The organism is Streptomyces sp. CRN 30, from assembly GCF_034105845.1.
In genome coordinates this window covers 44,908-69,601 of record NZ_JAVRHI010000491.1, presented here as the reverse complement: position 1 = coordinate 69,601, position 24,694 = coordinate 44,908, and the positions used below count along the sequence as shown (strand labels likewise).

Below are 24,694 nucleotides of genomic sequence, written 5' to 3'. Positions count from 1 at the left end.
ACCTCTCCGTCCCTTGTGCGGCCGTCGGCCCGGCACCCTTCGCGGTGCCGGGCCGACGGCCGTTCTCCGGACCCGGCCGCGAGAGTCCCGTCACGAGCCTGTGGATAACTCCGGGGGCTGTCGGTGCGGACCCCTATCGTGGAGGCATCGGTCGGGACAGGACGGACCGGGCAGACGGGCAGGACGTACGGGGGACAGGACGATGGGCGGGACGAGCGTGATCGGCGAGATGACAGAGACGGGGTCCACGGACAGCGAGGCGCTGGCCACGCTGCACCGGGTCTTCGGGTACGACGCCTTCCGCGGCGAGCAGGAAGCGGTGATCGAGCATGTGGCGGCGGGCGGCGACGCCGTCGTCCTCATGCCGACCGGCGGCGGCAAGTCGCTGTGCTACCAGATTCCCTCCCTGGTCAGGCCCGGTACGGGCATAGTGGTCTCGCCGCTCATCGCGCTCATGCACGACCAGGTCCAGGCGCTGCGGGCGCTCGGTGTGCGCGCCGGGTTCATGAACAGCACGCAGGACTTCGACGAGCGGCGCACGGTCGAGGCCGAGTTCCTCGCCGGCGAGCTGGACCTGCTCTACCTGGCGCCCGAGCGGCTGCGGCTGGAGAGCACGCTCGACCTGCTCTCGCGGGGCAAGATCGCGGTCTTCGCCATCGACGAGGCGCACTGCGTCTCGCAGTGGGGGCACGACTTCCGGCCGGACTACCTCTCGCTGTCCCTGCTCGGCGAGCGCTGGCCGGACGTGCCGCGGATCGCGCTCACGGCGACGGCCACCCACGCGACCCACCAGGAGATCACCGAGCGGCTGAACATGCCGACGGCCCGGCACTTCGTGGCCAGTTTCGACCGGCCCAACATCCAGTACCGGATCGTGCCGAAGACCGAGCCCAAGAAGCAGCTGCTGAGCTTCCTGCGCGAGGAGCACCCGGGCGACGCGGGCATCGTCTACTGCCTCTCCCGGAACTCCGTGGAGAAGACGGCCGAGTTCCTCTCCCGTAACGGCGTCGAGGCGGTGCCGTACCACGCGGGTCTGGACGCGGGCACGAGGGCGGCGCACCAGTCGCGGTTCCTGCGCGAGGACGGCCTGGTGGTCGTGGCGACGATCGCCTTCGGCATGGGCATCGACAAGCCGGACGTGCGGTTCGTCGCCCACCTCGACCTGCCCAAGTCGGTCGAGGGCTACTACCAGGAGACGGGCCGCGCGGGGCGCGACGGGATGCCGTCGACGGCCTGGATGGCGTACGGCCTCAACGACGTCGTGCAGCAGCGCAAGCTGATCCAGTCCGGCGAGGGCGACGAGGCGTTCCGGCGGCGGGCCCAGTCCCACCTGGACGCGATGCTCGCGCTCTGCGAGACCGCGCAGTGCCGGCGCGGCCAGCTCCTCGCCTACTTCGGACAGGACCCGGGCGCGACGGGCTGCGGCAACTGCGACACCTGCCTCACCCCGCCGGAGACGTGGAACGGCACGGTGGCGGCGCAGAAGGCCCTGTCGACGGTGGTGCGGCTGAAGCGGGAGCGGGGACAGAAGTTCGGTGCCGGGCAGATCGTCGACATCCTGCTGGGCAAGCGCACGGCCAAGGTCATCCAGTTCGACCACGATCAGCTGTCGGTGTTCGGCATCGGTGAGGAGCTGGCCGAGGGCGAGTGGCGGGGCGTCGTCCGCCAGTTGCTGGCCCAGGGACTGCTCGCCGTCGAGGGCGAGTACGGCACGCTCGTCCTGACCGACGCCAGCGCGGAGGTGCTGCGCGGCGGCCGGGAGGTGCCGCTGCGCAAGGAGCCGAAGAAGCCGGTGACGGCGCGGGCGTCCGGTGGGGGACGGGGCGAGCGCAAGGCCAAGGCCGCGGCGGCGGAGCTGCCCGAGGCGCTCCAGCCGGCCTTCGAGGCCCTGCGTTCCTGGCGCGCGGAGCAGGCCCGGGAGAACGGCGTCCCGGCGTACGTCATCTTCCACGACGCGACGCTCCGGGAGATCGCCACGGTGTGGCCCACCTCGATCGGGCAGCTCGGAGGCATCAGCGGCGTGGGCGAGAAGAAGCTGGCGACCTACGGGGACGGCGTGCTGGAGGTACTGGCCGCGCAGGGCGGCCCGGCAGCGTCCTCTGCCGGGGACGCGTCGGCCGGGGACGCGTCGACCGGTGCGGCGGCCGGGGGTGCGGCGGCCGCGGATCGCGGCTCCGCCGGTTCCGGCTTCGACGACTGGCCCGACGACGAGCCGGAGCCCGAGCCCGACGACTGGCTGTAGCGGACCGCGCGGGACGGCTCGGGCTCAGGACAGGGCCGTCAGCCCCGGGGCAAAGGTGATCAGCAGCGGCACGAGGGGGACCAGCGCGGCCGTCGCCGTCGTCATGGCGCGGTGGCGCCGGCCCAGGCGGGGCTGCGGCTCCAGGAGGCGGTCGACGCGTTCGCCGAGGAGGCGGTGGCTGGAAGCGCAGGACAGGACGCCCCGGTGCTGGTTCAGCTCGATGAGCGCGAGGGCCGTGGTCAGGTGACCGCAGCGCCGGGAGGCGGTGTCGTCGGCGGCGAGCTCCACCAGGCGGTGGGTCTGCTCGCAGAAGTGGGCGAAGAGCGGAACACGGGGGAAGCCGGTGGCCAGAGCGGTGGACAGGTGCAGCAGCCAGTCGTGGTGGGCGCGGGCGTGGCCGCGCTCGTGGGTGAGGACCGCGTCGACCTGGTGGTCGGTGAGACGCCGCAGGGCCCCGGTGGTGACGATCAGTTGGGGCGGGCTGCCGGGCATCCACCAGGCATCCGGGTACTCGTCCTCCAGCACCAGCAGGGGGCCCCGCGCGGTGGGCAGGCCGGCGGGCAGGTCGGGCGCGCGTTCGCGCAGGTGCGAGCGGGACCGGGCGCGGCGACGGCGCGCCTCCACCAGCTCGCGGGCGAGCATGGCCGTCGTCCAGGCGGCCCCGCAGGCCAGCAGCACGGTGAGGGCGGCCGTCCAGAGCGGCCCGGCCGAGAGGTCGTACGCCTCGGCCACGCCGGGCGGCGCCGGGGCGAAGAGTTGGGCGCGGACCGTGCCGAAGACGGCGGCGGCGCCCAGGGCCAGTGCCGTCAGACAGCACAGCAGGACGGTGGCGACCAGGCACTGCCACACCCACAGCGCCACCACCGGGTCGCGTTCCGGCCAGGCGGCCCGGGTCAGGGTGCGGGGGACCGGCACGGCGGCGGTCAGGGCGACGACGCTCAGCAGGATGAGGCTGATGGTCATGCCATGGGCTCCGGATCCTGGTCGGAAGGGCGGCTCGGCTCGGGATCGTGCGGCGACGCGGAGGCGTGAGCCCGGAAGATCGCGGGGCACCTCGCCGTCCGCCGCCAGTATGACGGGGCGGGGCGCGTGCGTCAGGTGTCCCGGACCATTGCGCGGACCACATCTGGGCGGCGCGCAAGGGCCGCGCGGCCCCTGCGGGGGTGCCGAGTGCCCGCCGCGCGGCCCCCTGCCGGGGCGTCCCGCGCGCACGCCGCCCCGGTCCGGTCAGCGGGGCGGGTGGGCCGGCAGTACGCGGCCCGTCACGTCGCCCAGGCCGACCCGGGTGCCGTTCGGGCCGGGGGCCCACGCCGAGAGGGTGACCACGTCGCCGTCCTCCAGGAAGGTCCGCTTGCCGTCGGGGAGTTCGAGGGGGTCGCGGCCGTTCCAGGTGAGTTCGAGGAGGGAGCCGCGCTGGCTCTCGGCGGGGCCGCTGACGGTGCCCGAGGCGTAGAGGTCGCCGGTGCGCAGGGAGGCGCCGTTGACGGTCAGATGGGCCAACTGCTGGGCGGCCGTCCAGTACATGGTGGCGAAGGGGGGTTCGGAGACGGTGTGGCCGTTGACGGCGACGGTGATCCGCAGGTCGTAGCCGCACGGTTCCTCGTCCGTGTCGTCCAGGTACGGCAGGAGCCGGTGGGTCCGCTCCGGCGGGGCGGTCCGTGACTCCTCCAGCGCGTCGAGCGGGGTGATCCAGGCGGAGACGGACGTGGCGAAGGACTTGCCGAGGAACGGGCCGAGGGGGACGTACTCCCAGGCCTGGATGTCCCGCGCGGACCAGTCGTTGAGGAGGCACAGCCCGAACACGTGCTCGCGCCAGTCGCCGAGCGGCACCGGCCTGCCCTGCTCGCTCGGCGTCCCGACGACGAAGCCGACCTCGGCCTCGATGTCCAGGCGCACGGACGGCCCGAAGACGGGCTCGGGCTCGGTGGGCGACTTGCGCTGGCCGGCGGGGCGTACGACGTCCGTGCCCGACACCACGACGGTGCCGGAGCGGCCGTGGTAGCCGATGGGGAGGTGTTTCCAGTTGGGGGTGAGGGAGTCGGCGGCGTCGGGGCGGAAGATGCGGCCGACGTTCCGGGCGTGGTTCTCGGAGGCGTAGAAGTCGACGTAGTCGGCGACCTCGAAGGGGAGGTGGAGGGTGACCGATTCCAGGGGGCGGAGGAGCGGTTCGAGGGTCTCGCGGTGCGCGGGGACCGTCACCCAGGCCGTCAGCGCGCGCCGCACGTCCGACCAGGTGGTGCGGCCGGCCGCCAGCAGCGGGTTGAGGGTCGGCCGGGCGAGGAGGCCGGCGTACGGCGAGCCGAGGGCACGGGCCGCCGCGCCGGCGTCGAGGACGTGGTCGCCCAGCCGGACTCCCACGGTCCGTTCCTGCTCGCCGGGGGTCGAGAACACGCCGTACGGGAGGTTGTGCGGGCCGAAGGGGTGGCCTTCGGGAACGTCGAAGGGGGGCATCGGTGCTGCCTCGCTTTCGTTCTCGCCGGGTGCGTGCGGTGCACCGCCTGTGCCACGAGTTCCGTGGTCTGGCCACACGGTACGGCGGTCGGGGGGCGTGCGGGCAGAACACGGCGCGCGGCGCCGACGGTCGCGCTCCGCTTCCGCTTGTGTGCGCGAAGTTGTCCACAGGCCGACCCGCAATCTTGACGGAGCGGTGCGAACGGGGAGACTCTGGGCGGGTGCCGGAAGGCCTCGGGGAGGGGGCGTTCCAGGGGCACGCCAGGGGGAGCGGATGGCCATTGGGGAGGCCGGTCCGGGTTCGGTGTGGTTGCGCGCGCGGCCGGGACGGCCGGCGGAGACCATGCGCGACCGACTCGGCCGGGAATGCGTGTACGTACCGTCATGCCGCTTCGGCCTGTTCGCGGCCCTGCGGCACTGGTGCCCGCCGGGCGGCCGGGTGCTGATGTCGCCGGTCAACGACGACGTCATCTTCTTCGTCGTGCTGGCGGCCGGACTGCGCCCGGTGCAGGCGCCGTTGAAGGCGTGGGACGCGTCCATCGACGTGGCCGCCGTGCCCGACGAGGTGTGGGGTTCGCTGTCGGCCGTACTGACGACCAACCTGTACGGGAACCCCGACCCGGCCCCCGAGCTGCGGGCGCGCTGCGACGAACTGGGCATCCCGCTCTTCGAGGACGGGGCGCACGCCATCGGCAGCGAGGTGGGCGGCCGTCCGGTCGGGGCCTGGGGCGACGCCTCCGTTTTCAGCCTGTCCAAGCACGTCGGGGCGCACGCGGGCGGAATCCTGGCCGTCGCCGACCCGGGCGCGCGGGACGTGCTGGAGAAAGCCTGCGAGGAACTGCTGGTACCACGCAGGACCACGGCCGAACTGGCGTACGCGGTAAGGCCGTACGCCGAGACGGCCGTTCGTGCGCTGAGGCTGCGGCGGGCCGCCTGGGCGGTGCTGCGGAGGCTCGGCCAGGCCGAGCGCGAGGAGATCCGGATGCCGCTGCACCCCGAGGAACTGGCCCGCGCGGTCGCCGCCGCACCGGACCTGGACGCGCACGACCCGTGGGTCCGGGTGGACATGCACGACTACCGGCTGAGATCCGGCCGGTTCCGGCTCGGCCGTGTCGCCCGCAAGCTCGACCGGCTCGACGAAGTGCTGGCCGCGTGCCGCGCGGGGACGGAACTGCTGCTGGCCACGGGCTGGGCCGCCGCGGGCCGGACGGCAGCAGCGGCGGCGGGGGAGCGGGCCGGTGCGGTCCAGCCGTTGTTCCGGGTGCCGCTGCTGGTGGCGGACCGGGACGCGGCGGCCGCCGCCCTGGCCCGCAGGGGCATCATCGTCGGCTATCTCTACGACCCGCCCCTGGACGACTACGCCGGCGCGCGGTTCACGGACGTGTCACCCGCTCCGGAGGGAGCGCGCTGGTTCGCACGGCACGCGCTGCCCGTCGATCCGCTGCGCGCGCGGGAGGTCATCGCGGCCCTGGAGGAGTCCGGGGTCCGGCCGGCCGAGGTGCCGGAGGACCTGCTGCCCGAGGGCCTGCTGCCGGAGGACTTGCTGCCGGAGGGCCTGTCGCGTGAGGACCCGCTGTCTGAGGATCCGCTGTCTGAGGACCCGCTGTCTGAGAAACCGCCGTCCGGGGACCGGTTGCCCGGGGGATTGAGACGGCCGGGTCCGTTACCGGAAGGGCCGGGTCCGTCCCGTGGCTGAGACGCGGGTGCAGGAGACGGCCGAGGCGCGCGCGGACGGCGGCCGCCGGGCGGATGACGGGGCGCACGGCGGCGACTCGCTGTTCAAGAACGCCTACTTCCTCATGCTCAGCACCGGCGTCTCGGCCGTTCTCGGGCTGGGCTTCTGGCTGGTGTCCGCGCGCTACTACACCGAGGAGGCCGTCGGCCAGGGCTCCGCCGCCATCGCGGCGATGCGGCTGCTCGCCAGCATCACGGCGACGACGATGATCGGCGCCGTCGTCCGCTTCGTGCCGCGTGCCGGACGGGCGACGGGGGCCCTGGTCGGGCGCACCTACGCGGCGAGTTCGGTGATCGTCGCGCTGGCGGCCGGCATCTTCCTGCTCACCCTCGACCGGTGGGGCGACTCGTACGCCCCGCTGGGGACGCCGGTGGCGGGGACGCTGTTCGTCGCGGCGTGCGTGGCCTGGGCGCTGCTCACTTTGCAGGACGGGGTGCTGACCGGGCTGCGCAAGGCCGAGTGGGTGCCGGCCGGCAACGCCGTCTTCTCGGTCGGGAAGCTGATCCTGCTCGCCGTCTTCGCCACCGCGCTGCCGGTGCTCGGCATCTTCGTCTCCTGGGCGGTGGCGATCGTGTTCTCCACCGTGCCGCTCGGCTGGTTGATCTTCCGCAGACTGATCCCCCGGCAGGCCGCCGCCGACCGTGACCAGGAGCCACCCGCCTACCGGGACATGGGGCGGTTCCTGGCGGGCGACTCGCTGGGCGCGCTGTTCAGCCTGGCCATGATCAACCTGTTGCCGGTGATGGTCGCCGTGCGCTTCACCGCCGCGGAGAACGGCTACTTCTACGTGGCCTACACCGTCGGCGGCACCATGGAGTTCATGGCCATCAACATGGCCTCCTCGCTCACCGCGCACGCCTCGCACGATCCGCGCCGCCTCGCCGACGGCGTCCGCGGGGCGCTGCGGCGGATGACGCTGCTGCTGGTGCCGGTGGTGGCGTTCCTGGTGGCGTTCGCGCCGCAGATACTCGCCCCGTTCGACGACGACTACGCCGAGCACGGCTCCACGGTGCTGCGGCTGCTCGCCCTCGGCGCGTTGCCGCGCATCGTGGTGGAGCTGTACATCGGGGTACTGCGCGTGCAGGGCCGCACCGGCGTGCTCGCCGCGGTGCAGGGCGCGATGTGCGTGCTGGTGCTGGGCAGCGCGATGCTGTTCTTCACCCCGGCCGGGATCGCGGGCGCGGGCTGGGCGGTGCTGCTGGGCATGACGGTGGTCGCCGTCGGGTGCGTGCCGGGGCTCCGCGGGGCGCTGCGCGGAGGCGACGGTTCCGCGCGTGCGCCGGGCATCGCCGGGGCCGGCGGCGGGACCACGCCGGGCGGCGACCGGGGACAGGGCGCCGGCGCCACCGCCTACGGCACCCGCTGGGCGCGGTTGAACGCCACCGCCGGGTACGGCACGAACTGGGCCCGCCGGGCCGCCTACGAGCACGACCCCGCCGACGGCGAGAAGGGCGAGGGGCGCGAGGACACCGTCACGCTGTTCATCGGACGGCCCGGTTACGAGCGGGAGGCACTGGAGGCGGACCCGCTCGCGGTGATCGTCCGGCCGGGCGAGGGGAGCGGGAGCGGACCGGCCGGTGCTGGTGCTGGTGCTGGTGCCGGTGCGTCCGCGGGGGAGGGGCAGGGGCGGCAGGAGCAGGGGGAGACCGAGGCTGACGCGTTGGCCGCGCAGGGGTCCCAGGGCGCCGGGTCGGCCTGGTCCGCCGGGTGGACCGGGTTGACCGGGTGGGCCGGGTTCACCGGGAGGGGCGGGTTCACCGGGAGGGGCGGAGCCACTCCGGCCTCCTTCGTGGCGGTCGTCGACGCGATTCGCCGCCGACCGCTGTGGTACGGGCTGTGGGCGTCCCTCGTCCTCGCCACGGTCGGCTACTGGGTCGCGCTGCGCGGACTGCCCTGGCTGGACGGGGCCGACCGGGCGGCACTGACCGGCCGTGAACTGCTGGAAGGACTGCCGCTCACCGCGCTCGTCGCGGGCGGGGTGCTGCTGGTCGTGTTCGTGGCCTCGGTGACCCTGTACGAGCGGTGCGACCCGCGGCTGCCCGGTGTCGCGCTGGGCTCCGCGATGATCGCGCTGTACGCGGCACCCGTGGCGCTCGGACGGGAACCACAGCCGGTGGACGGGACGTTCTACACCAAGACGGCTGGAATCCTCGCGGCGGCGTCGGGGCTCGACGGGCCCGACCCGCTGCTGCGCTGGGTGCCGCCCGTACTGCTACTGCTGTGTCTCGTGCCGTTGTGGCTGCTGCTCGCGCACGCGGGCGACCGGTTGCCGTGGCCGGGACGCTGGGGGGTTCTGTATCTCGCCGCGGTGGGCGGCTGGGTGTGGCGGCAGGCGCTCGCGCCGGTCGCGCCGCCCCTTCTCCTGCTGCTGGCGCTGCTCGTCCTGCTCCTGTCACTGCGTCGATCACGGCGCCGACCGGCACCGACGTCCGAGCCCCCGCACCGCACCAGACCGAACGACAGAACCAGGGACTGATCGAGCACAGAGCCGAACCGCCAGGGGGGAACGTCGTGCGTCCGCCAACCACTCCACGGGAGAGATCCGCACCCGAGCCGGGGCCGGACGTTCCGGACGGGTCGTCCCCGGACGACTCGACCTCGTCCGGCGCGCGGAGGACTCCGGACGCGGAGCAGCCGTCGGAGGAAGCGACACCGGAGTCGACACCGACGCCGACGCCGATGTCAGAGCCGACGCCGACGCCGACGCCGACGCCGAGGTCGAGGTCGGTGTCGAGGTCGACGCCGAGGTCGCAGCCGGCACCGGACGGGTCGGCCTCCGCCCCCGCCCCGACCCCAGCCCCGCCCTCCGATCCCGGCTCGCCCGGCCCGTCCACCGCCCCCACCCCGTCCGGCTCCCCGGCGCCGGCGGCCCGCACCTCCGAGGACGCCTCCGCACGACCGCCGGGCCCCGGACGACAGGGGCGGCCGGAGCGCCCGAGGCGCCCCACGGCCAACGCCGCCGCAGCGGCCAACGCCGCCGCACCCGCCAAATCCATCGCACCCGTCACATCCACCGCAACCGTCGAACCCGCCGATCCCGTGACCGATCTGTCCGATCTCTCGCCCGTCTGGGCCTGGCGCCGCGGTGCCGGGGCCGGTGCCTGGCCCGCCCTGCCGCTGCTCGCGGCGCTCGCGCTGTGGACCTACGCGATCGTCCACACGGACGTGTCGCACCTCGACGACTTCGGACTGGTCAGCGCGTTGCACCCGACCTTCTGGGCGGGGCTCGTGGTGCTCACCGGCGGGTTCTGGTTCACGGTCCGCGATCCGCGGCGCCGGCAGGGGTGGTCGCTGGCGTACGTCGTCGGGCTGCTGCTGATGGAGCGGGCCACCCAGGCGTTGGTCTACCCGACGCCGCTGTACGCGTGGGCGTGGAAGCACGACGCCGTCGTCGACCACCTGCTGACCCACGGCGGACTCCTGACCGAGGCCGAGCTGGGGGACATGTCCGTCTACGACCAGTGGCCCGGCTTCTTCGCCGCGCAGGCCGCCCTGGTGCGACTGCTCGGCGTGGACAACACCGCGATGTACATGGCGTGGTGGCCCCTGGTCTCCAGCCTGATGCTGCTGCTCCCGCTGCTGTTGATCTACCGTACGTTCACCACCGACCGGCGGCTGATCTGGACCTCCGTCTGGCTCTTCTACGTCGCCAACTGGGTCGGCCAGGACTACTTCTCGCCGCAGTCCGTCGCCTTCGCGCTGCACGTGGGCGTGCTGGCCGTCGTGCTGCGCCGGTACGGCGGGTCCCGTGGGCGGCGCGGGCGGCAGCGGCCGGCCGTCTGGACGGTGCTGCTGACCGTGCTGGTCACGGCCATCGTCGTCTCGCACCAGCTGACGCCCGGCATGCTGGTCGTCTCGCTGGTGGCCCTGTGTCTGGCCCGCCGCTACCGCGACTGGGTGCCGGCGGTCACCACGGTCGTCATCTTCCTGGCCTGGTGCCTGACCGCGGCGCTGCCCTTCCTGTCGGCGGCGATGCCCGACATGATCAGTTCCATCGGCGACGTGGGGGCCAACGTCGAGACCGGGTACGAGGCCACCCCGACCGGCACCGGGGCGCTCGCGACCTCCTGGGCGGCGCGGCTGCTGTCGGGCTCCGTCCTGCTGCTGGCGGCGCTCGGCGTGCTGCGCCAGCCGGTGCTGCGGTACCGCGCGCTGCCGCTGCTGCTGATCGCCGCGGCCCCGCTGCCGATGTTCGTGGCCAGCAGCTACGGCAGCGAAATGATCTTCCGAGTGCTGATGTTCATGCTGCCCGGAGCGGCCTTCTTCGCCGGTGCCGCGCTGCTGCCGAAGGTGCGCACCCTGGCCGCCGACCTCGCCGCGCAGGAGGCGGCCGGACGGAGAGGCGGGGCGCCCGCGCCCCGGCGCCGGTCCGTGCTGCCCGACCTCCGCTGGGGCGTGTGGGCGCCGCTGCTCGCGCTGCTCGCCGGGACGCTCGCCTTCGTACCGGCGTACTCCGGCAAGGACCGGATCAACTACTTCCCGCCAGAGGAGGTCGCCCTGGTACGGCAGCTCTTCGACCAGGCGCCGCAGGGGTCGCTCGTCGTCGCCGCCAACCGCAACTACCCGCTCGCGTACGACTCGTACTGGAGCGTCGACCACTACTGGTTCCTCGACGACGGCCGTACGCACGTCGAGCGCATCCTGCGCAGCCCGGCCGCCACCCTCGCCCGGGACATGAGCGCCGTCGAAGCGCCCGCGCGGGCCTATCTCCTGCTCACCCAGGGGCAGGTGGCCAACTCGGAGATGGACGGTCAGCTCGCCGGGGCGCAACTGGAGCGCATCAGCCGCTCGGTGGCCGCGTCACCGCGGTTCCGGCTGGTGGCGGAGAACAGCGCGGGAACGCTCTACGTCCTCGAACCGGAGGGATCGGAGGGATCGGAGGGATCGGGAGGATCGGGAGAACCGGTAGACCCGGCGGAACCGGAGGAACCGGGGGAGGCGGGCCGATGACACCGCAGGATCTCGTGATCCGGATGCTGCCGGCGTTCGGCGGCTGGCTGGCCCTCGCCGCGCTCGCCCTGCCCGGCGGGTCACCGCCGCGCGGGGCGGCCGTCGCGGTGTTCCTCGCCGCCGGACCGGGCGCGGCCCTGATCCGGATCTGCGGCCCGGCGCTGCGCTCGCGTCCCGCAGAGGGTCCCGTCGACCGCCGGGACGCCGCCTTCGAGCGCCAGTCCGACCTGATGGAACGGGTGATGTTGGCGGTGCTGCTGAGCGTCTGTGCCGTGATGCTCGTCGCCACGGTACTGATCGCCACGCACACCTTCAGCGGTGAGCGCGTCCTGCTGATCCTCACCCTGCTCACGACGCTCGCCGCGTTCTGCCCGCGCCTGCGCGCGTCGCCGCTACGGAAGGGTTCCGCTCCGTGAAAGTGCCCCGCCCGTACCGCCCCCACCGTCCCTTCTGGCGCTCCGGTGGGCGCGGCAGGCGCCGTACGGTGCTCACCTCCGCCACGGTCGCCCTCGTCCTGCTGCTCGCGGTGCTCGTCCTGCGGGACACCTCGGGCCCGGCGGACGAGGGCGGTACGCGGCCGTCCGGCCAGGGCGAGGAGTGCCGCCCGACCGAGCTGCTCGAACCGCCGTGCGGCGCCTGGTTCGGCGCGTTCGTGCAGCACGACAAGAGCGACCTGGCCGAGAAGGTCCACGCCTACGAGGAGAACGTCGGCCGCAAACTCGACATCGTGTACACGTACCACGACATGTCCGCGGTCACGGACAGCCGGCTGGAAGGCCAGTTGCTGACCGAGCAGGAGCAGCGCGTCGGCGAGACCCGGATGCTGCTGCTCTCCTGGGAGAGCAAGTGGTGGGGCGGCACGAAGGAGCAGCAGCCGACCTGGAAGCAGATAGCCGACGGCGACCTGGACGACTCCGTGATCGACGTCCAGGCGCGGCGGATCAAGGAGTACGGGGAGCGCACGGGCAAGAAGGTGTTCCTCTCCTTCGACCTGGAGATGGACACCCGCACCCCGGCCAGCGGCAGCCCCGAGGAGTACGTCCGCGCCTACCGGCACATCCACGACCGCTTCCGTGACCTGGGTGTCGACAACGTGGTGTGGACGTGGGTCATCACCGGCTACCTCAACCACGCCGACCTGTTCGAGCGGCTCTACCCGGGTGACGGCTACGTCGACTGGATCGGCTACAACCAGTACAACTACTACCGCTGCCACAAGGCGGACTGGCTGAGCTTCGCGCAGACCCAGCACGCCACGCACGACTGGATACGCGCCCACATAGCCGACGACAAGCCGCTGATGCTGTCCGAGTTCGGCAGCGCGGACGATCCCGGCCGGCCGGAGCGGCAGGCGGACTGGTACGCGCAGGTGCCCCGGGTCGTGAAGGAACTGGACGGCGTCAAGGCCGCGTTGCAGTGGAACTGGCGGGACCCGGGGCCGCACTGCGACCTCGCGGTGGCCGGCGACACGGCCTGGCACAGCCTGCGCGAGGCGGTCGCCGACCCCTACTTCAACCAGCCGCTGAAGTAGGGGACCGGGCGGGACCGGGTCAGCCCGCGAACTCGGGGCCGCGCAGCAGCGCGCGGCCCCGCCGGTACCACCGCCAGGCGACCGTCTTCGGGCCGTCGCGGTAGGGCGCGATCCGCGCGCCCTCGCCCGCGAGCCAGCCCTGGACGTCGGCGACGGTATGGCCGCGGCGGACGATGAGCCGCGCGATGCGGTAGCGCTCGTCCCGGTCCGAGCTGAGCGCGTGCCGCACGGCGGTCGCCGTCTCGTAACCGGCCCGCGCCGAGAGGGACCGCACCTTGGCGCTGTTGTACCCGTGCGGATAGGCGAGGTGGACGACCGGATGGCCGAGGGCGTCCTCCAGGACGGACTTGGAGGAGTTCAGTTCGTGGCCCAGGGCCCGGGTGGAGAGCGTGTCCAGCTGGGCGTGGGTGACGGTGTGGCTGCCGATCTCCATACCGGCGTCCTCCAGTACGGCCGCCTGGTCCAGCGTCATCATCGGCGCGGGCGGCAGCAGACTGCGGCCGCCGGGCGCGATGGCGCCGGTGGTGAGGTAGGCGGTGGCGGTCAGGCCGCGGTCCACCACGGCCTGCGCGGTCGGGCCGGGGAGATCGGCGAAGCCGTCGTCGAAGGTCAGCAGGACCGGCCGGGGCGGCAGTGGTGCCCGCCCGGCGAGGTGGTCGGCCAGGGCGCCGATCGTCAGCGGCGTACGGCCGCTGTCGACGATCGCGTCCAGGTGCGCGGCGAACTGCCGCGGGCTCATCGTGAACTCCGCGATCCACTCGGGCGGATCGTCCATCACCGCGTGGTAGAGGAAGACCGGCACGTGCTCGCGCGGCCCGTCGCCGTCGGCCACGCCGGCCCCGCGCGCGTTCCGCTCCGCGGCGCTCATCGCGACCCCAGCCGTACCGTGCGCAGGGCACGGCGGGCGCGGAGGTAGCCGAGGGGGCCGTACAGCATGCCCCGGCGTTGCAGCCGGGAGAGCCGGCGGGGCCACGGATGGCTCCGGTCGTCGTGCCCGCCGGGCGCGCGCCCCGCCTCCTCCCCGTCGCCGGACGCGTCGCGTACGGCGGTCAGCGCGCGGGCGTGGGCCAGGCCGCCCGGCAGGCGGGAGAGGAACGCCGGGAGCAGGGCCGGGCGGTTGACGAGGACCGCCGTCAGATAGGCGGTGAGCCCCGCGCCGTAGCCGAACGCCTGCGTCTCCAGGTCCCGCCAGGTCTCCCGGTGGTGGTGCCAGACCAGCGCGCTCGGGGTGTAGTGCAGGCGGTGGCCGTCGGCGAGGACGCGGACGAAGCCGTAGAGGTCGTCGCCGCCGCGGGCGCGGGTGCCCGCGCCGGTCGCCGGGTCGAAGCCGCCGATCCCGCGGAGCACCGCCGTACGGAAGGCCATGCCCGCGCCCGAGCCGAAGCGGCCCGCGGTGAAGGGGAACAGCGGTTCGCCGGCGGGCGGGTCGGCCGGGTCGTACGTCCGCGGGGTGAAACCCTTCGCGAAGCCGCCGTGGCTCTCCAGCAGCACCTGGGCGGGGGTGCGCAGCCGCGCGGGCAGGATCAGTCCGGTGGCGCAGCCGAGCCCCGGGTCCGCGGCGAACGGCGTGGTCAGTTCGGCCAGCCAGCGCGGGTCGGCGACCACGTCGTCGTCGGTGAAGGCGACCACCTCGCCGCGTACGGCCGTGAGTCCGCGGTTGTGGGCGACGGCGAGTCCGGGCACCGGCTCGCGCACGTACCGCACCCGCTCGCCGTACTTCCGTTCGACCAGCTCCCGGGTCTCGTCGGTCACCGGCGCGTTGTCGACGACGACGACCTCGTAGTCCGGGTGGTCCTGGGCGAGCAGCGAGTCGAGGGCGCGGGCCAGCTGCCCGGCGCGCTCCCGGGTGGCGACCACGATGCTCGCGGAGGGCGGCACCGGGGACGATCCGGCGCCGGACGGCCGTTCGTCCGGCGGCAGCGGCAGCGGCAGCGGAGACGAGCGCGATGGCGGTCGCGGTGGCGAGGGCGAGGGCGGTCGCGGTGGCGAGAACGAGGGCGGTGGTACGAGGTCCCGGGCGAGGCCGGCCAGCGCCTCGGCGGGGTCGGCGCCCTCCGGCACCCGGCCGAGCAGTGTGCCCACCGGGCGGCCCGCCCGGCGGACCAGGACGAAGACCTCGCCCGGGGTCACGGGCGGGCTGCCCGGCCCGGGTCTGAGGGACACCTCCTCGCCCCCGTCGCCGTCCCCCAGCTCCAGCTCGGCCACCTGCACCGGCTCGATGCCCAGGAACTCCGCTATCTCCCGTTCCGTCTCCTGTCGCGCACGCGCTGTCCCGAACATGCGCCTCCCCCCTCGGTCGTCGCGTCGGTCGTCGCGTCGGTCGTCGCGGGGGCGCCGGCGGCCGGGCGGACCGGCGGCCGGCACCCGCCGCTGTCTCACGCCTTGCGCAGCCGCGCCGCGCCCTTCAGCGTCCGGGCCGCGAGCGAGGCCAGCCGTGGCCGCCCCCGGACGAACCCCTGGGCGCGGCGCGCGGGCTCACGGCCCAGCCAGTACAGGGCGGCGCCCGCTCCCCGGCGGGTCACCGCCCCTTCGTGCACGGGCAGCTCGCCCGTCTTCAGCGAGTCCTTGTACTCGGCCGCGCCGCGCCCCATGTCGAGCAGGCCGATCCCCTCGGCGGCGGCCGCCTCGGCCATCCGCAGGTGCAGCACGAGCCCTGGCGAGTACTTCGCGACCTGGATGTCGTACGCCGGGAACCAGCAGGCCAGGACGGTCGACGAGCGCAGGCCGAAGTGCGCGGCGACGGGCTGTCCACCGGCGTAGAGGACGGAGAGCGTGCCGGTGCACTCCGGGGTGCGGGTCGCGGCGAGCGAGTCGACGAGGCCGGTGATCCACCGCTGGGCGAAGCGGTCGCGGCGGCCGGTCCTGCGGTACTGCGCCGACTTCCACGCCATCAGCGTGCGCAGCGCGGCCGGGTCGCGCTCGTCGAACACGAACCGGACGTCGCCGACCTGGCGGCCGAGCCGCCGCTCCTTGGCCAGCGTCGTCTTCAGGAACTTCGGCGACCGGGTGCGCAGGTCCCGCTCGTAGGCGGGGTAGCCCGCGGCTACGTCGATGACGTGCGAGGCGTACGACTCGGCGGCGTACGGCGTGAACAGCGGCTGGTCCGCCTCCAGGTTGTCGAAGGCGAAACTCGACAGGGAGCAGGCCCGCAGCAGCTGCCGGGTGTCGGGCGGCGGGCCCTGGCGCAGTACGGCGCCCTGGCAGTCCGAGACACCGAGCCCGATGGCGCGGCCCTGGCCCAGCGGCCCGCGCTCGTACGGCAGGAAACCGGCGGTCTCGTCGCCCTCGTACACCACCGCCACCCGCGCTCCGGGGCGGACCCGGCCCACGGCCTCGGTGAACTCCGGCTCCATGAAGGGGTTGCGAGGGGCGTGCGATTTGGCGCGCAGTTCACGCCAGTGCTCCCGGTCCCCCTCGCCCAGTTCCCCCGGCCTCAGCACACGAATGCGTCCGCTGCTCAACCCGACCCCCCGATCAAGTCCCCCTGGACAGAAGGAAGGTACCCCTGGGGCCGCCCGGAGGGTAGAGAGCGGAGCATGTTGTTGCCAACTGGTGCACAGCGCTTTAACCGCCTTTAGCCGGTGTTGCGACAGGTTTCGGACAGATGTGTCGGACGGCGCCCGCAGTACATCCGTGGTGCGCGTGCGGCGGGCGCGCGGTATGCGCGCGGTATGCGCGCGGTACGAGGGTGAGTCGGGGGCCTCCGGTGTCCGTATTCTCTGATCATGGAGCCCACCGCTTACGCACTCGTCGCCACCGACCTGGACGGAACGCTGCTGCGCGGCGACGACACCGTCTCCGAGCGGTCGCGGGCCGCGCTCGCTCGGGTGGCGCGGGCGGGCGCGTACCACCTGGTGGTGACGGGGCGGCCGGCGCCGCGCGTACGGGAGCTGCTGCGGGGTCTCGGAAGCACGGGGCTCGCGGTGTGCGGACAGGGCGCGCAGGTGTACGACGCGGGCACGGACCGGCTGCTGTGGTCGGTCACCCTGGACCGGGAACTGGCGGAGACCGCGCTCGGCAAGATCGAGGCGGAGGTCGGCCAGGTACACGCGGCCGTCGACCAGGACGGGGTGGAGGGGCTCACGCTGATCGAGCCCGGCTATCTGATGCCGCACCCGACGCTGCCCGCGGTGCGGGTCGGGCGCCGCGACGACCTGTGGTCGGCGCCCATCAGCAAGGTGCTGCTGCGCCACCCCGTGCTGTCCGACGACGAGCTGGCGGCGACGGCCCGCGCGGTGGTCGGTTCGCTCGCGACGGTCACCATGTCGGGGCCGGGGACGGTGGAGTTGCAGCCGTGCGGCGTCACCAAGGCGACCGGGCTGGCGCTGGCGGCGGACCGTCTGGGGCTCGGCCCCCGGCGGACGATCGCCTTCGGCGACATGCCCAACGACATCCCGATGTTCGCGTGGGCGGCGCGCGGGGTCGCCATGGCCGGCGCCCACCCGGAGCTGCGCGCGGTCGCCGACGAGGTCACGACGTCGAACGAGGACGACGGCGTGGCCGTCGTCCTCGAACGACTCTTTCCCGCTCCGTAGGGGTTCCCCAGGGAGGCCGGGGGATCAGTACGCGCTGTAGACGTTGTCCATGGAGCCGTACCGGTCGGCGGCGTAGTTGCAGGCCGCGGTGATGTTGGCGACCGGGTCGTACGGGTCCCAGGAGGTGCCCTCGACGTGGTAGGCGTCGAAGGTCGGCTTGATCACCTGGAGCAGGCCCTTGGACGGGGTGCCGTTGATGGCGTTGATGTCCCAGTTGTTGATCGCGAACTGGTTGCCGGACGACTCCCGGATGATGTTGCGGTAGATCCCGTTGTAGGTGCCCGGGATGCCCTTGTCGGCCATGATGTCGAGCGACTGGCGGATCCAGCCGTCGAGGTTGTTGCTGTAGCCGTTGGCCGCGGTCATGGCGGCCGTGGTGGTGGCCGTCGTGGAGTCGGCGGCCGGGGCGGCGGAGGCGCTGGTCGCACCGGCGACCGGGAGCGCCAGTACGGCGGCACCGACGCCGGCGAGGGCGATCTTGCGGGTGAGGCGGGTGGTCACGGCGGGGCGCCGAAGGCCGAAAGCAGGCATGGTGGGTCCTCTCCTACGCCTGCGAGGTGAGCTGTCGGGTTCGGGCGGGGAGGTGCCCGGCCGCGCTCTTGAGTGAGCGCGGCTTCACCCCGAGCCGCTCCGGTCGGTGACCGGCGCGGCGACTTACCTGGGTCCCCCGCTCCTGCCGTGAAGTGAGTCGGATGTGTGTGCGTCGGGTGGTGGCAGGATTCGGCGTCCTCCCGACAGGCCGGGAACGTATGCGACGGCACATGTCCGGAACAAGTGCGGGATTCACATAACGTGCCTGTTGACCTTGGTCTGAGGCATTTGGGGTGCTTGATCCTTTTCGATCGTGAACGGTCAACTCGCCTGCGGCGCAACGGGATGGGGGTGTTCGGGGGCCACGCGGGGGAAGGGGTGGCGGCGTGAGTCAACTCACGGGCATGAACAAGTAGGGTAAATCGGGCATCAGTCTCAAAGGTGAGCCAATAGGTCAGTCGGCTGATCGGCCGGTACTCACTCGGGCGAGGGAACAGGGGTTTGCGTGCCGAATGGGTGACGTTCCCGGGTCGCGTGGCGTTGGGAGGAGTGGTGGACTTCGGTGGGTCTCGGCCGCCCGAGGGAGTCCCCGGCGAGTCGCCGAATGTCAGCTCATATCACCTGATCAAAAACATACGGTTCATGATCCGATAGGGACCGGCCTGTAACGGTGGGCGCTATCGGTGATCGAAACGTGACCGGATACGCTGACTTGAGTGATGGCAGCGACCTATCGACAAGCCGTGTAACCGCCGGTAGACACCAGCAGACAGGAGACCCCTCGTGACCGTCGTCGGGCCGTTCGGGCTGAGCGTGCGGGACCAGGCTCTGGAAGCCGATGTCCAGGCCGGAATGGCGGCTGTCGAGGAAGGGTTGCTTGAGGCAACCAAAAGCGAGGTGCCCTTCATCACCGAGGCCGCCCAGCACCTGGTGAAGGCGGGCGGCAAGAGGTTCCGGCCGCTGCTGGTGATGCTCTCGGCCCAGTTCGGCGACCCGTACGCCCCCGGCATCGTGCCCTCGGCGGTCGTCGTGGAGCTGACGCACCTCGCCACGCTGTACCACGACGACGTGATGGACGAGGCGGACGTGCGGCGCGGCGTGCCCAGCGCCAACGCGCGCTGGGACAACTCCGTCGCGGTCCTCACCGGTGACTTCCTCTTCGCGCGGGCCTCGCAGATCCTGGCCGACCTCGGGCCGGAGGCGGTCCGCGTGCAGGCCCTGGCGTTCGAGCGGCTGGTCACCGGACAGATCCTGGAGACCGCGGGACCGCAGGACGGCCGGGACCCGGTCGAGCACTACCTGGACGTGCTCGGCGGCAAGACGGGCTCGCTCGTCGCGGTCGCCTGCCGGTTCGGCGCGATGATGTCCGGGGCGGACGAGCGGGTCGTGGACGTCCTCACCCAGTACGGCGAGCGGCTCGGCGTCGCCTTCCAGCTCGCGGACGACGTGCTCGACATCGCCTCCGACTCCCACGAGTCAGGCAAGACCCCCGGCACCGACCTGCGGGAAGGCATCCCCACGCTGCCCGTGCTGCGGCTGCGGGAGCGGGCGGCCCGGCTGGGACTCCCCGACGACCTCGCCCTGTGCGAGCTGCTGGCCTCCGACCTCACCGACGACGCGCGCCACGCCGAGGCGCTCCGGCTGCTGCGCGCCCACCCCGCCCTGGAGCAGGCCCGCCGCGACACGGTGCGCTACGCGAAGGAGGCCCGCGCGGCCCTGGCCCCGCTCCAGGAATGCGACGCGAAGACGGCTCTGGTGGAGCTGTGCGACGCGGTGGTGCACCGGGCGGGCTGACCACCACCGGATATCTGACGACCACCGGATATCTGACCACCTCCGGATATCTGCCCGCGCCGGGCGCCTGCTCCTGCCGGGTGCCTGCCCATGCCGAGTGTCTGTCCGCGCCGGCCGTCGGTTCGCCCGCTCCGGCCGTCCGCCCGCCCGCGCCGGCCGTCGGTTCGCTGTGTGGGTCGGTCTGCCGCCCCCTACGGGACGCCCCCCTGACCGCGGGGTCGCGTCATACCGCAGCAGTACGCGGAGTTGAGCCCCGGGGCTGACGCGCCCCCGTGGCCGATTTGGTCAGATGAGCATCGCGGAAAACAACCACTCCTCACCGATTCGGGTGAGAATGGCGGCTCAGGGTGGACCGGCACGACGTCGCGAACAGCCGCCGCCGACGACGGAGGTAGGGCACATGGCACCGTACGAATCCGACGGCAGCACGGCCGCCGGGGAGACCGAGGAGCGCGGGACGAGGCGGCGCAGGGCCGCCCGGTACGTCGTCCCCGTCACCGTGATGGGTGTCGCGGCGGCGACGATCGGACTCGTCCCCGCCCTCGCCGACTCCGGCGACCCCGACCTGCCCGACATCACGGCCCAGCAACTCATCGAGAAGATCGCCGCGTCGGACACGCAGCAGCTCTCCGGCACCGTGAAGATCAGCACCGACCTCGGACTGCCGGACCTGGGCGGCCTGGAGAGCGGCCTGATATCCGGTGGCCCGACCTCCGGCGGGACCGGCGGTTCGGACGACGGCTCCGCCGCGGACCCGACCGCCCAACTCACCGAGCTGGCCTCCGGCACCCACACCCTGCGCGTCGCGGCCGACGGCCCCGACCGGCAGAAGGTGTCGCTGCTCCGCGACGCCGCCGAGTACAGCCTGATCCACAACGGCGACGACGTCTGGGGCTACGACAGCGAGTCCAACGAGGTCTACCACTCCACCGTCGCCGGCCAGGACGCCCGGGGAGACGCCGACGAGCGGAGCGACGAGGTGCCGGCCACCCCGCAGGACCTCGCCGAGGAGGCCCTGAAGGCGGTCGACGACACCACCTCCGTGACCGTCGACGGCACCGCCCAGGTGGCCGGCCGCGACGCCTACCGCCTGGTCGTCGAGCCCCGGCAGAAGGGCTCCACGATCGGCTCGATCACCGTGGCCGTGGACGCGAAGACCGGCGTGCCGCTGAAGTTCACGCTCAGCCCGGCGAGCGGCGGCGCCGCCGTCGTCGACGCGGGCTTCACCCAGGTCGACTTCGCCAAGCCCGCCGCGTCGACGTTCGACTTCTCCCCGCCCAAGGGCGCGAAGGTCACCGAGGGCGACGCGCTCGACCACACGGACGGACAGAGCGACGGACAGAGCGACGGGCGGCACGAGAAGGGCGACGGACAGGCCAAGGGAGAGGGGCTCGACGACCTCAAGGTCATCGGCGAGGGCTGGAACTCCATCGCCACCTTCGACACCGGCTCCGGCGGCATGACCGCCTCCGGCGCCGAAGGCGATCTCGGCGGCTTCCTGAACTCCCTCGGCGACCAGGTCAAGGGCACCTTCGGCACCGGCACGGTGTTCAGCACCCGCCTGGTCAACGCCCTGATCACCGACGACGGCACCGTCTACGTCGGCACCGTCACCAAGGACGCCCTGGTGAAGGCGGCCGACGCCGCGAAGTGACCCGACCCCCGGCCGCCGGAGCACCGCGCGGCCGGGCCCGTACGACGAAGTGAGGGAGCCGATGGGCGAGGGGCCCGCCGCGGAGCACGCCGTCATCGACACCCGCGGGCTCACCAAGCGGTACCGCGGCGGACAGCTCGCCGTGGACGGCCTGGACCTGACCGTCCCCGCGGGCAGCGTCTTCGGGTTCCTCGGACCCAACGGCTCCGGCAAGACCACCACCATCCGCATGCTGATGGGGCTGATCGAACCCACCTCCGGCACCGCCCGGGTCCTGGGCCGCCCCATGCCGCGCGCCGCCCGCACCGTACTGCCGGGGGTCGGCGCCCTCATCGAGGGCCCGGCCCTCTACGGCTTCCTCTCCGGCCGCGACAACCTGCTGCGCTACGACGCCGCCGACCCGACCGCCGACCCCCGCACCCGGAAGGTCCGGGTGGCGGCGGCACTGGACCGGGTCGGTCTGACGGCGGCCGCCGGCAAGCGCGCCAAGGCGTACTCGCTCGGCATGCGGCAGCGGCTCGGTCTCGCGGCGGCGCTGCTCCAGCCGCGCCGCCTGCTCGTCCTCGACGAACCCACCAACGGGCTCGACCCGCAGGGCATGCGGGAGATCCGCGGCCTGGTCCGCGCGCTGGCCTCGGACGGTACGACCGTCTTCCTCTCCTCCCACCTGCTGGACGAGATCGAGCAGGTCTGCACGCACGTCGCCGTGATGACCCGGGGCCGCCTGATCACCCAGGGGCCGGTCGCCGAACTGGCCGCCGGGACCCGGGGGCGGCTGGTGGTGACCACCCCGGACCCGGCGGACGCCGCCCGGGTCCTGAAGGAACAGGGCGTGGCCGACGTCGTGGTCGCCGAGGACCGTGTCACGGCGGAACCGCCCGACCGCGACCCCGCCGAGCTGAACGCCGCCCTGGTGACGGCCGGCGTCCGCGTGCGCGGCTTCGCCCTGGAACGCGCCTCGCTGGAGGACGCCTTCGTGGCACTGACCGGGGAGGGCTTCGATGTCGCGGGCTGAGACCCCCACCGCCGTCCCGGCCGCCCGCGAACCGCGCGCCCTGTGGAGCCTCGGACTGCTCCGCAGCGAACTGCTGACCACCTTCCGGCGCTGGCGCACCCTCGCCCTGCTGGGCGTACTGGCCGCCGTGCCCGTCCTGGTCGGCATCGCCGTGAAGATCGAGACGAGCGACGGGTCGACGGCCTCCGGCGGGGGGCCGGCGTTCATCTCGCAGGTCACCAACAACGGCCTCTTCCTCGTCTTCACCGCGCTCGCCGCGACCCTCCCCTTCTTCCTGCCGATGGCGATCGGCGTCGTCGCCGGCGACGCCATCGCGGGCGAGGCGAACGCCGGCACCCTGCGCTACCTGCTGGTCGCCCCGGCCGGCCGCACCCGCCTGCTGCTCACCAAGTACGCGGCCGTACTCGCCTTCTGCCTGGCCGCCACCCTGGTGGTCGCCGTCTCGGCGCTCGCGGTCGGCGCCCTGCTCTTCCCGCTCGGCGAGGTGACGACCATCTCCGGGACCCGGATCTCCTTCGCCGAGGGACTGGGCCGGGCCCTGCTGATCGCCCTGGTCGTCGCCGCCTCGCTGATCGGCGTGGCCGCGCTCGGCCTGTTCGTGTCGACGCTCACCGGCAGCGGCATCGCGGCGATGGCCACCACCGTCGGCCTGCTGATCACCGTGCAGATCCTCGACCAGATCCCGCAGCTGCACGCCCTCCAGCCGTACTTCTTCTCCCACTACTGGCTGTCCTTCGCCGACCTGCTGCGCGAGCCCGTCTACTGGGACGAGCTGCTGCGCAACCTCGGGCTCCAGGCGCTCTACGCGGCGGTGTTCGGGTCGGCCGCCTGGGCGCGGTTCACCGCGAAGGACGTCACGGCGTGACCGAGGCGGCCCGCGCGACCGCCAGCAGCAGCTCCTCCGCGCCGTGCCCCGCCACCAGTTGCAGCCCGGCCGGACAGCCGTCGCTCCCGAAGCCCGCGGGGAGGCTGAGCGCCGGATGGCCACTGAGATTGAACGCCCACGTCAGCGCCGTCGAGTAGCGGTCACCCGGCCCCTCGTGACCGTGCGGCGGGGTCGGCGCGACCGGCGTCAGCAGCAGCGGGACGCCGGCGAACAGCTCCGCCAGCCGCCGGTCGTTCGCCGCCCGCGTCCGGTCGGCGTCCCGCGGATCGGCGCCGGGCGTGCGCAGGGCCAGCCAGGCGGGCCCCGGATCGGCCAGCCGGAACGGACGCGGGGGCCGTACGAGCCGTACGGCACCGGCCGCGACCAGCCGCTCCACCGCCGCGCGCGCCAGCGCGACCGGCTCGGCATCGGGCTCGGCGAACCCGAGATCGGGCGACCAGTAAGCGGGAACGGGGAGCGCGACCGTCGGGAACGGCGCGCGCGATGCTCGACGCGCGTCCGGTACGCCGAGTGCTGCTTCTGCCGCACCCGGTGCGTCTGGTGCCCTCAGTGCGCCCGGTGCGCCCGGTGCGCCCGGTGCGCCCAGCGCCCCCGGTGTGCCCGGTGCCCCCAGTGCGCCCGGTGCGCCCGGCGTCCGGAGAGCGCCAGGTCCCGCGCCCGTGTCCGTGTCCGTGCCCGCGCCTGTGCCCGTGCCCGCGCCCGTGGCTGTGCCTGCGGCCGCCGCAGCGTGTGTCGCAGCGTGCGTCGTCATGACGCGCCGGTACGCCTCCGCGTCCGCCGCCGTGCGCGTCAGTACGCCGGGGGCGGTCAGCCCGGCGGCTCCCGCGCCGCCACCCGTACCGGTGAGTTTCAGACCCAGGACACCGCACCACGCGGCCGGGATGCGGACCGACCCGGCGCCGTCCGCGCCGGTCGCCAGTGGGACCAGTCCCGTCGCCACGGCGGCCGCCGCGCCCGCCGAGGAGCCGCCCGGCGTACGGTCCGCCCGCCACGGATTGACCGTGGGGCCGTGAGCCCCGAGCCCCCACGTCTGCCAGCCGGTGCCCGGCCCCGGCACCGACGTCGCGCCCACCGCGACGCACCCCGCGGCCAGCAGCGGATCGGCCGCCCGCAGTCCGCGCCGGCCCTTCACGGCGATCGGCACGCCCGCCAGCGGCAGCCGCTCGCCCGCCGCCACCCGCGCGTCCACCTCGGCCGCCCGGCGCAGCGCGGCCTCGTCCCAGACCTCCAGGAACGCGCCGAGCAGCCCGTCGGCGGCCGCGATCCGGCCGAGCGCCGACGCCACGGCGTCCACGGCCCGTATCCGCCCCGACCCGACCGCCTCGGCGATCTCCACGGCCGACGGCCCGCCCCGCCCCGCCCGCGGATGC

General features: G+C 73.6%; 18 protein-coding genes and 1 riboswitch. Of the genes, 11 read left to right on the top strand and 7 right to left on the bottom strand.

Annotated features, from left to right (window positions below):
- Nucleotides 1-202: 202 nt before the first annotated feature.
- Nucleotides 203-2,242 (top strand): DNA helicase RecQ, encoded by a 2,040-nt coding sequence (gene recQ / locus UW392_RS55585; protein ID WP_320783117.1) that lies wholly within the window; start codon nt 203-205, stop codon nt 2,240-2,242.
- Nucleotides 2,243-2,266: 24 nt separating this feature from the next.
- Here the strand turns inward: recQ and UW392_RS55580 are convergent, their stop codons facing one another.
- Both UW392_RS55580 and fahA read right to left on the bottom strand, forming a co-directional pair.
- Nucleotides 2,267-3,205 (bottom strand): M56 family metallopeptidase, encoded by a 939-nt coding sequence (locus tag UW392_RS55580; RefSeq protein ID WP_320783116.1) that lies wholly within the window; start codon nt 3,203-3,205, stop codon nt 2,267-2,269.
- Between the two features lie 264 nt (nt 3,206-3,469).
- Complete coding sequence (gene fahA, locus UW392_RS55575; protein WP_320783115.1) at nt 3,470-4,693, bottom strand: fumarylacetoacetase; 1,224 nt, start codon at nt 4,691-4,693, stop codon at nt 3,470-3,472.
- 343 nt (nt 4,694-5,036) lie between these two features.
- Here fahA and UW392_RS55570 point away from each other — a divergent pair, with 343 nt between their 5' ends.
- The 5 genes from UW392_RS55570 (at nt 5,037) to UW392_RS55550 (ending at nt 12,909) form a co-directional block, all read left to right on the top strand.
- Nucleotides 5,037-6,389 carry a DegT/DnrJ/EryC1/StrS family aminotransferase gene (locus tag UW392_RS55570; RefSeq protein ID WP_320783114.1) on the top strand — a complete coding sequence of 451 codons (1,353 nt, stop codon included), beginning with the start codon at nt 5,037-5,039 and terminating at the stop codon, nt 6,387-6,389.
- The gene (locus UW392_RS55565; protein WP_320783113.1) at nt 6,382-8,904 is read left to right on the top strand and encodes a lipopolysaccharide biosynthesis protein; all 2,523 of its coding nucleotides are present in this window, start codon (nt 6,382-6,384) and stop codon (nt 8,902-8,904) included. Before UW392_RS55570 ends, UW392_RS55565 begins: the two co-directional genes overlap by 8 nt.
- A gap of 563 nt (nt 8,905-9,467) precedes the next feature.
- Nucleotides 9,468-11,378, top strand: coding sequence for a glycosyltransferase (locus UW392_RS55560; RefSeq protein WP_320783112.1), 1,911 nt, complete (start codon nt 9,468-9,470; stop codon nt 11,376-11,378).
- On the top strand, nt 11,375-11,794 hold the full coding sequence (locus UW392_RS55555) for a hypothetical protein (protein ID WP_320783111.1): 420 nt from the start codon (nt 11,375-11,377) through the stop codon (nt 11,792-11,794). Before UW392_RS55560 ends, UW392_RS55555 begins: the two co-directional genes overlap by 4 nt.
- Complete coding sequence (locus UW392_RS55550; protein WP_320783110.1) at nt 11,791-12,909, top strand: glycoside hydrolase family 26 protein; 1,119 nt, start codon at nt 11,791-11,793, stop codon at nt 12,907-12,909. Before UW392_RS55555 ends, UW392_RS55550 begins: the two co-directional genes overlap by 4 nt.
- Before the next feature lie 19 nt (nt 12,910-12,928).
- On the opposite strand, the gene UW392_RS55545 is transcribed toward UW392_RS55550, so the two are convergent.
- The 3 genes from UW392_RS55545 to UW392_RS55535 form a co-directional block, all read right to left on the bottom strand.
- Complete coding sequence (locus tag UW392_RS55545; protein ID WP_320783208.1) at nt 12,929-13,684, bottom strand: polysaccharide deacetylase family protein; 756 nt, start codon at nt 13,682-13,684, stop codon at nt 12,929-12,931.
- 89 nt (nt 13,685-13,773) lie between these two features.
- Complete coding sequence (locus UW392_RS55540; RefSeq protein WP_320783109.1) at nt 13,774-15,189, bottom strand: glycosyltransferase; 1,416 nt, start codon at nt 15,187-15,189, stop codon at nt 13,774-13,776.
- Nucleotides 15,190-15,284: 95 nt separating this feature from the next.
- Entirely contained in the window at nt 15,285-16,349 is a 1,065-nt protein-coding gene (locus UW392_RS55535) for a GNAT family N-acetyltransferase (protein ID WP_320783108.1), read from the bottom strand.
- A 285-nt stretch (nt 16,350-16,634) separates the two neighbouring features.
- Between UW392_RS55535 and UW392_RS55530 the strand changes: the two genes are divergently transcribed.
- Entirely contained in the window at nt 16,635-17,444 is an 810-nt protein-coding gene (locus tag UW392_RS55530) for an HAD family hydrolase (RefSeq protein ID WP_320783107.1), read from the top strand.
- 24 nt (nt 17,445-17,468) lie between these two features.
- Here UW392_RS55530 and UW392_RS55525 read toward each other — a convergent pair whose 3' ends face one another.
- Complete coding sequence (locus UW392_RS55525) at nt 17,469-17,975, bottom strand: transglycosylase SLT domain-containing protein (RefSeq protein ID WP_320783106.1); 507 nt, start codon at nt 17,973-17,975, stop codon at nt 17,469-17,471.
- A gap of 3 nt (nt 17,976-17,978) precedes the next feature.
- A riboswitch (cyclic di-AMP (ydaO/yuaA leader) is annotated at nt 17,979-18,144 on the bottom strand.
- A gap of 614 nt (nt 18,145-18,758) precedes the next feature.
- Between UW392_RS55525 and UW392_RS55520 the strand changes: the two genes are divergently transcribed.
- The 4 genes from UW392_RS55520 to UW392_RS55505 all read left to right on the top strand — a co-directional run bounded on the left by UW392_RS55520 (nt 18,759) and on the right by UW392_RS55505 (nt 23,303).
- Complete coding sequence (locus UW392_RS55520) at nt 18,759-19,769, top strand: polyprenyl synthetase family protein (RefSeq protein ID WP_320783105.1); 1,011 nt, start codon at nt 18,759-18,761, stop codon at nt 19,767-19,769.
- Between the two features lie 400 nt (nt 19,770-20,169).
- A complete protein-coding gene (locus tag UW392_RS55515; RefSeq protein ID WP_320783104.1) occupies nt 20,170-21,423 on the top strand; it encodes a DUF2092 domain-containing protein in 1,254 nt (417 codons plus the stop codon).
- Between the two features lie 61 nt (nt 21,424-21,484).
- The gene (locus UW392_RS55510) at nt 21,485-22,438 is read left to right on the top strand and encodes an ABC transporter ATP-binding protein (protein WP_320783103.1); all 954 of its coding nucleotides are present in this window, start codon (nt 21,485-21,487) and stop codon (nt 22,436-22,438) included.
- Complete coding sequence (locus UW392_RS55505; RefSeq protein WP_320783102.1) at nt 22,425-23,303, top strand: ABC transporter permease; 879 nt, start codon at nt 22,425-22,427, stop codon at nt 23,301-23,303. Before UW392_RS55510 ends, UW392_RS55505 begins: the two co-directional genes overlap by 14 nt.
- Here UW392_RS55505 and UW392_RS55500 read toward each other — a convergent pair.
- Nucleotides 23,293-24,660: an amidase family protein gene (locus tag UW392_RS55500; RefSeq protein ID WP_320783101.1), complete on the bottom strand. Its 1,368-nt coding sequence runs from the start codon at nt 24,658-24,660 to the stop codon at nt 23,293-23,295. The genes UW392_RS55505 and UW392_RS55500 overlap by 11 nt on opposite strands.
- Between the last annotated feature and the right edge of the window lie 34 nt (nt 24,661-24,694).

Bases quoted from the DNA above. Each gene is read 5' to 3' on its own strand.
- UW392_RS55540 (WP_320783109.1), bottom strand. From the start codon at position 15,189: ATGTTCGGGACAGCGCGTGCGCGACAGGAGACGGAACGGGAGATAGCG.
- UW392_RS55515 (WP_320783104.1), top strand. From the start codon at position 20,170: ATGGCACCGTACGAATCCGACGGCAGCACGGCCGCCGGGGAGACCGAG.
- UW392_RS55505 (WP_320783102.1), top strand. From the start codon at position 22,425: ATGTCGCGGGCTGAGACCCCCACCGCCGTCCCGGCCGCCCGCGAACCG.
- UW392_RS55525 (WP_320783106.1), bottom strand. From the start codon at position 17,975: ATGCCTGCTTTCGGCCTTCGGCGCCCCGCCGTGACCACCCGCCTCACC.
- UW392_RS55555 (WP_320783111.1), top strand. From the start codon at position 11,375: ATGACACCGCAGGATCTCGTGATCCGGATGCTGCCGGCGTTCGGCGGC.
- UW392_RS55510 (WP_320783103.1), top strand. From the start codon at position 21,485: ATGGGCGAGGGGCCCGCCGCGGAGCACGCCGTCATCGACACCCGCGGG.
- recQ (WP_320783117.1), top strand. From the start codon at position 203: ATGGGCGGGACGAGCGTGATCGGCGAGATGACAGAGACGGGGTCCACG.
- fahA (WP_320783115.1), bottom strand. From the start codon at position 4,693: ATGCCCCCCTTCGACGTTCCCGAAGGCCACCCCTTCGGCCCGCACAAC.
- UW392_RS55530 (WP_320783107.1), top strand. From the start codon at position 16,635: ATGGAGCCCACCGCTTACGCACTCGTCGCCACCGACCTGGACGGAACG.
- UW392_RS55570 (WP_320783114.1), top strand. From the start codon at position 5,037: ATGCGCGACCGACTCGGCCGGGAATGCGTGTACGTACCGTCATGCCGC.
- UW392_RS55545 (WP_320783208.1), bottom strand. From the start codon at position 13,684: ATGGACGATCCGCCCGAGTGGATCGCGGAGTTCACGATGAGCCCGCGG.
- UW392_RS55580 (WP_320783116.1), bottom strand. From the start codon at position 3,205: ATGACCATCAGCCTCATCCTGCTGAGCGTCGTCGCCCTGACCGCCGCC.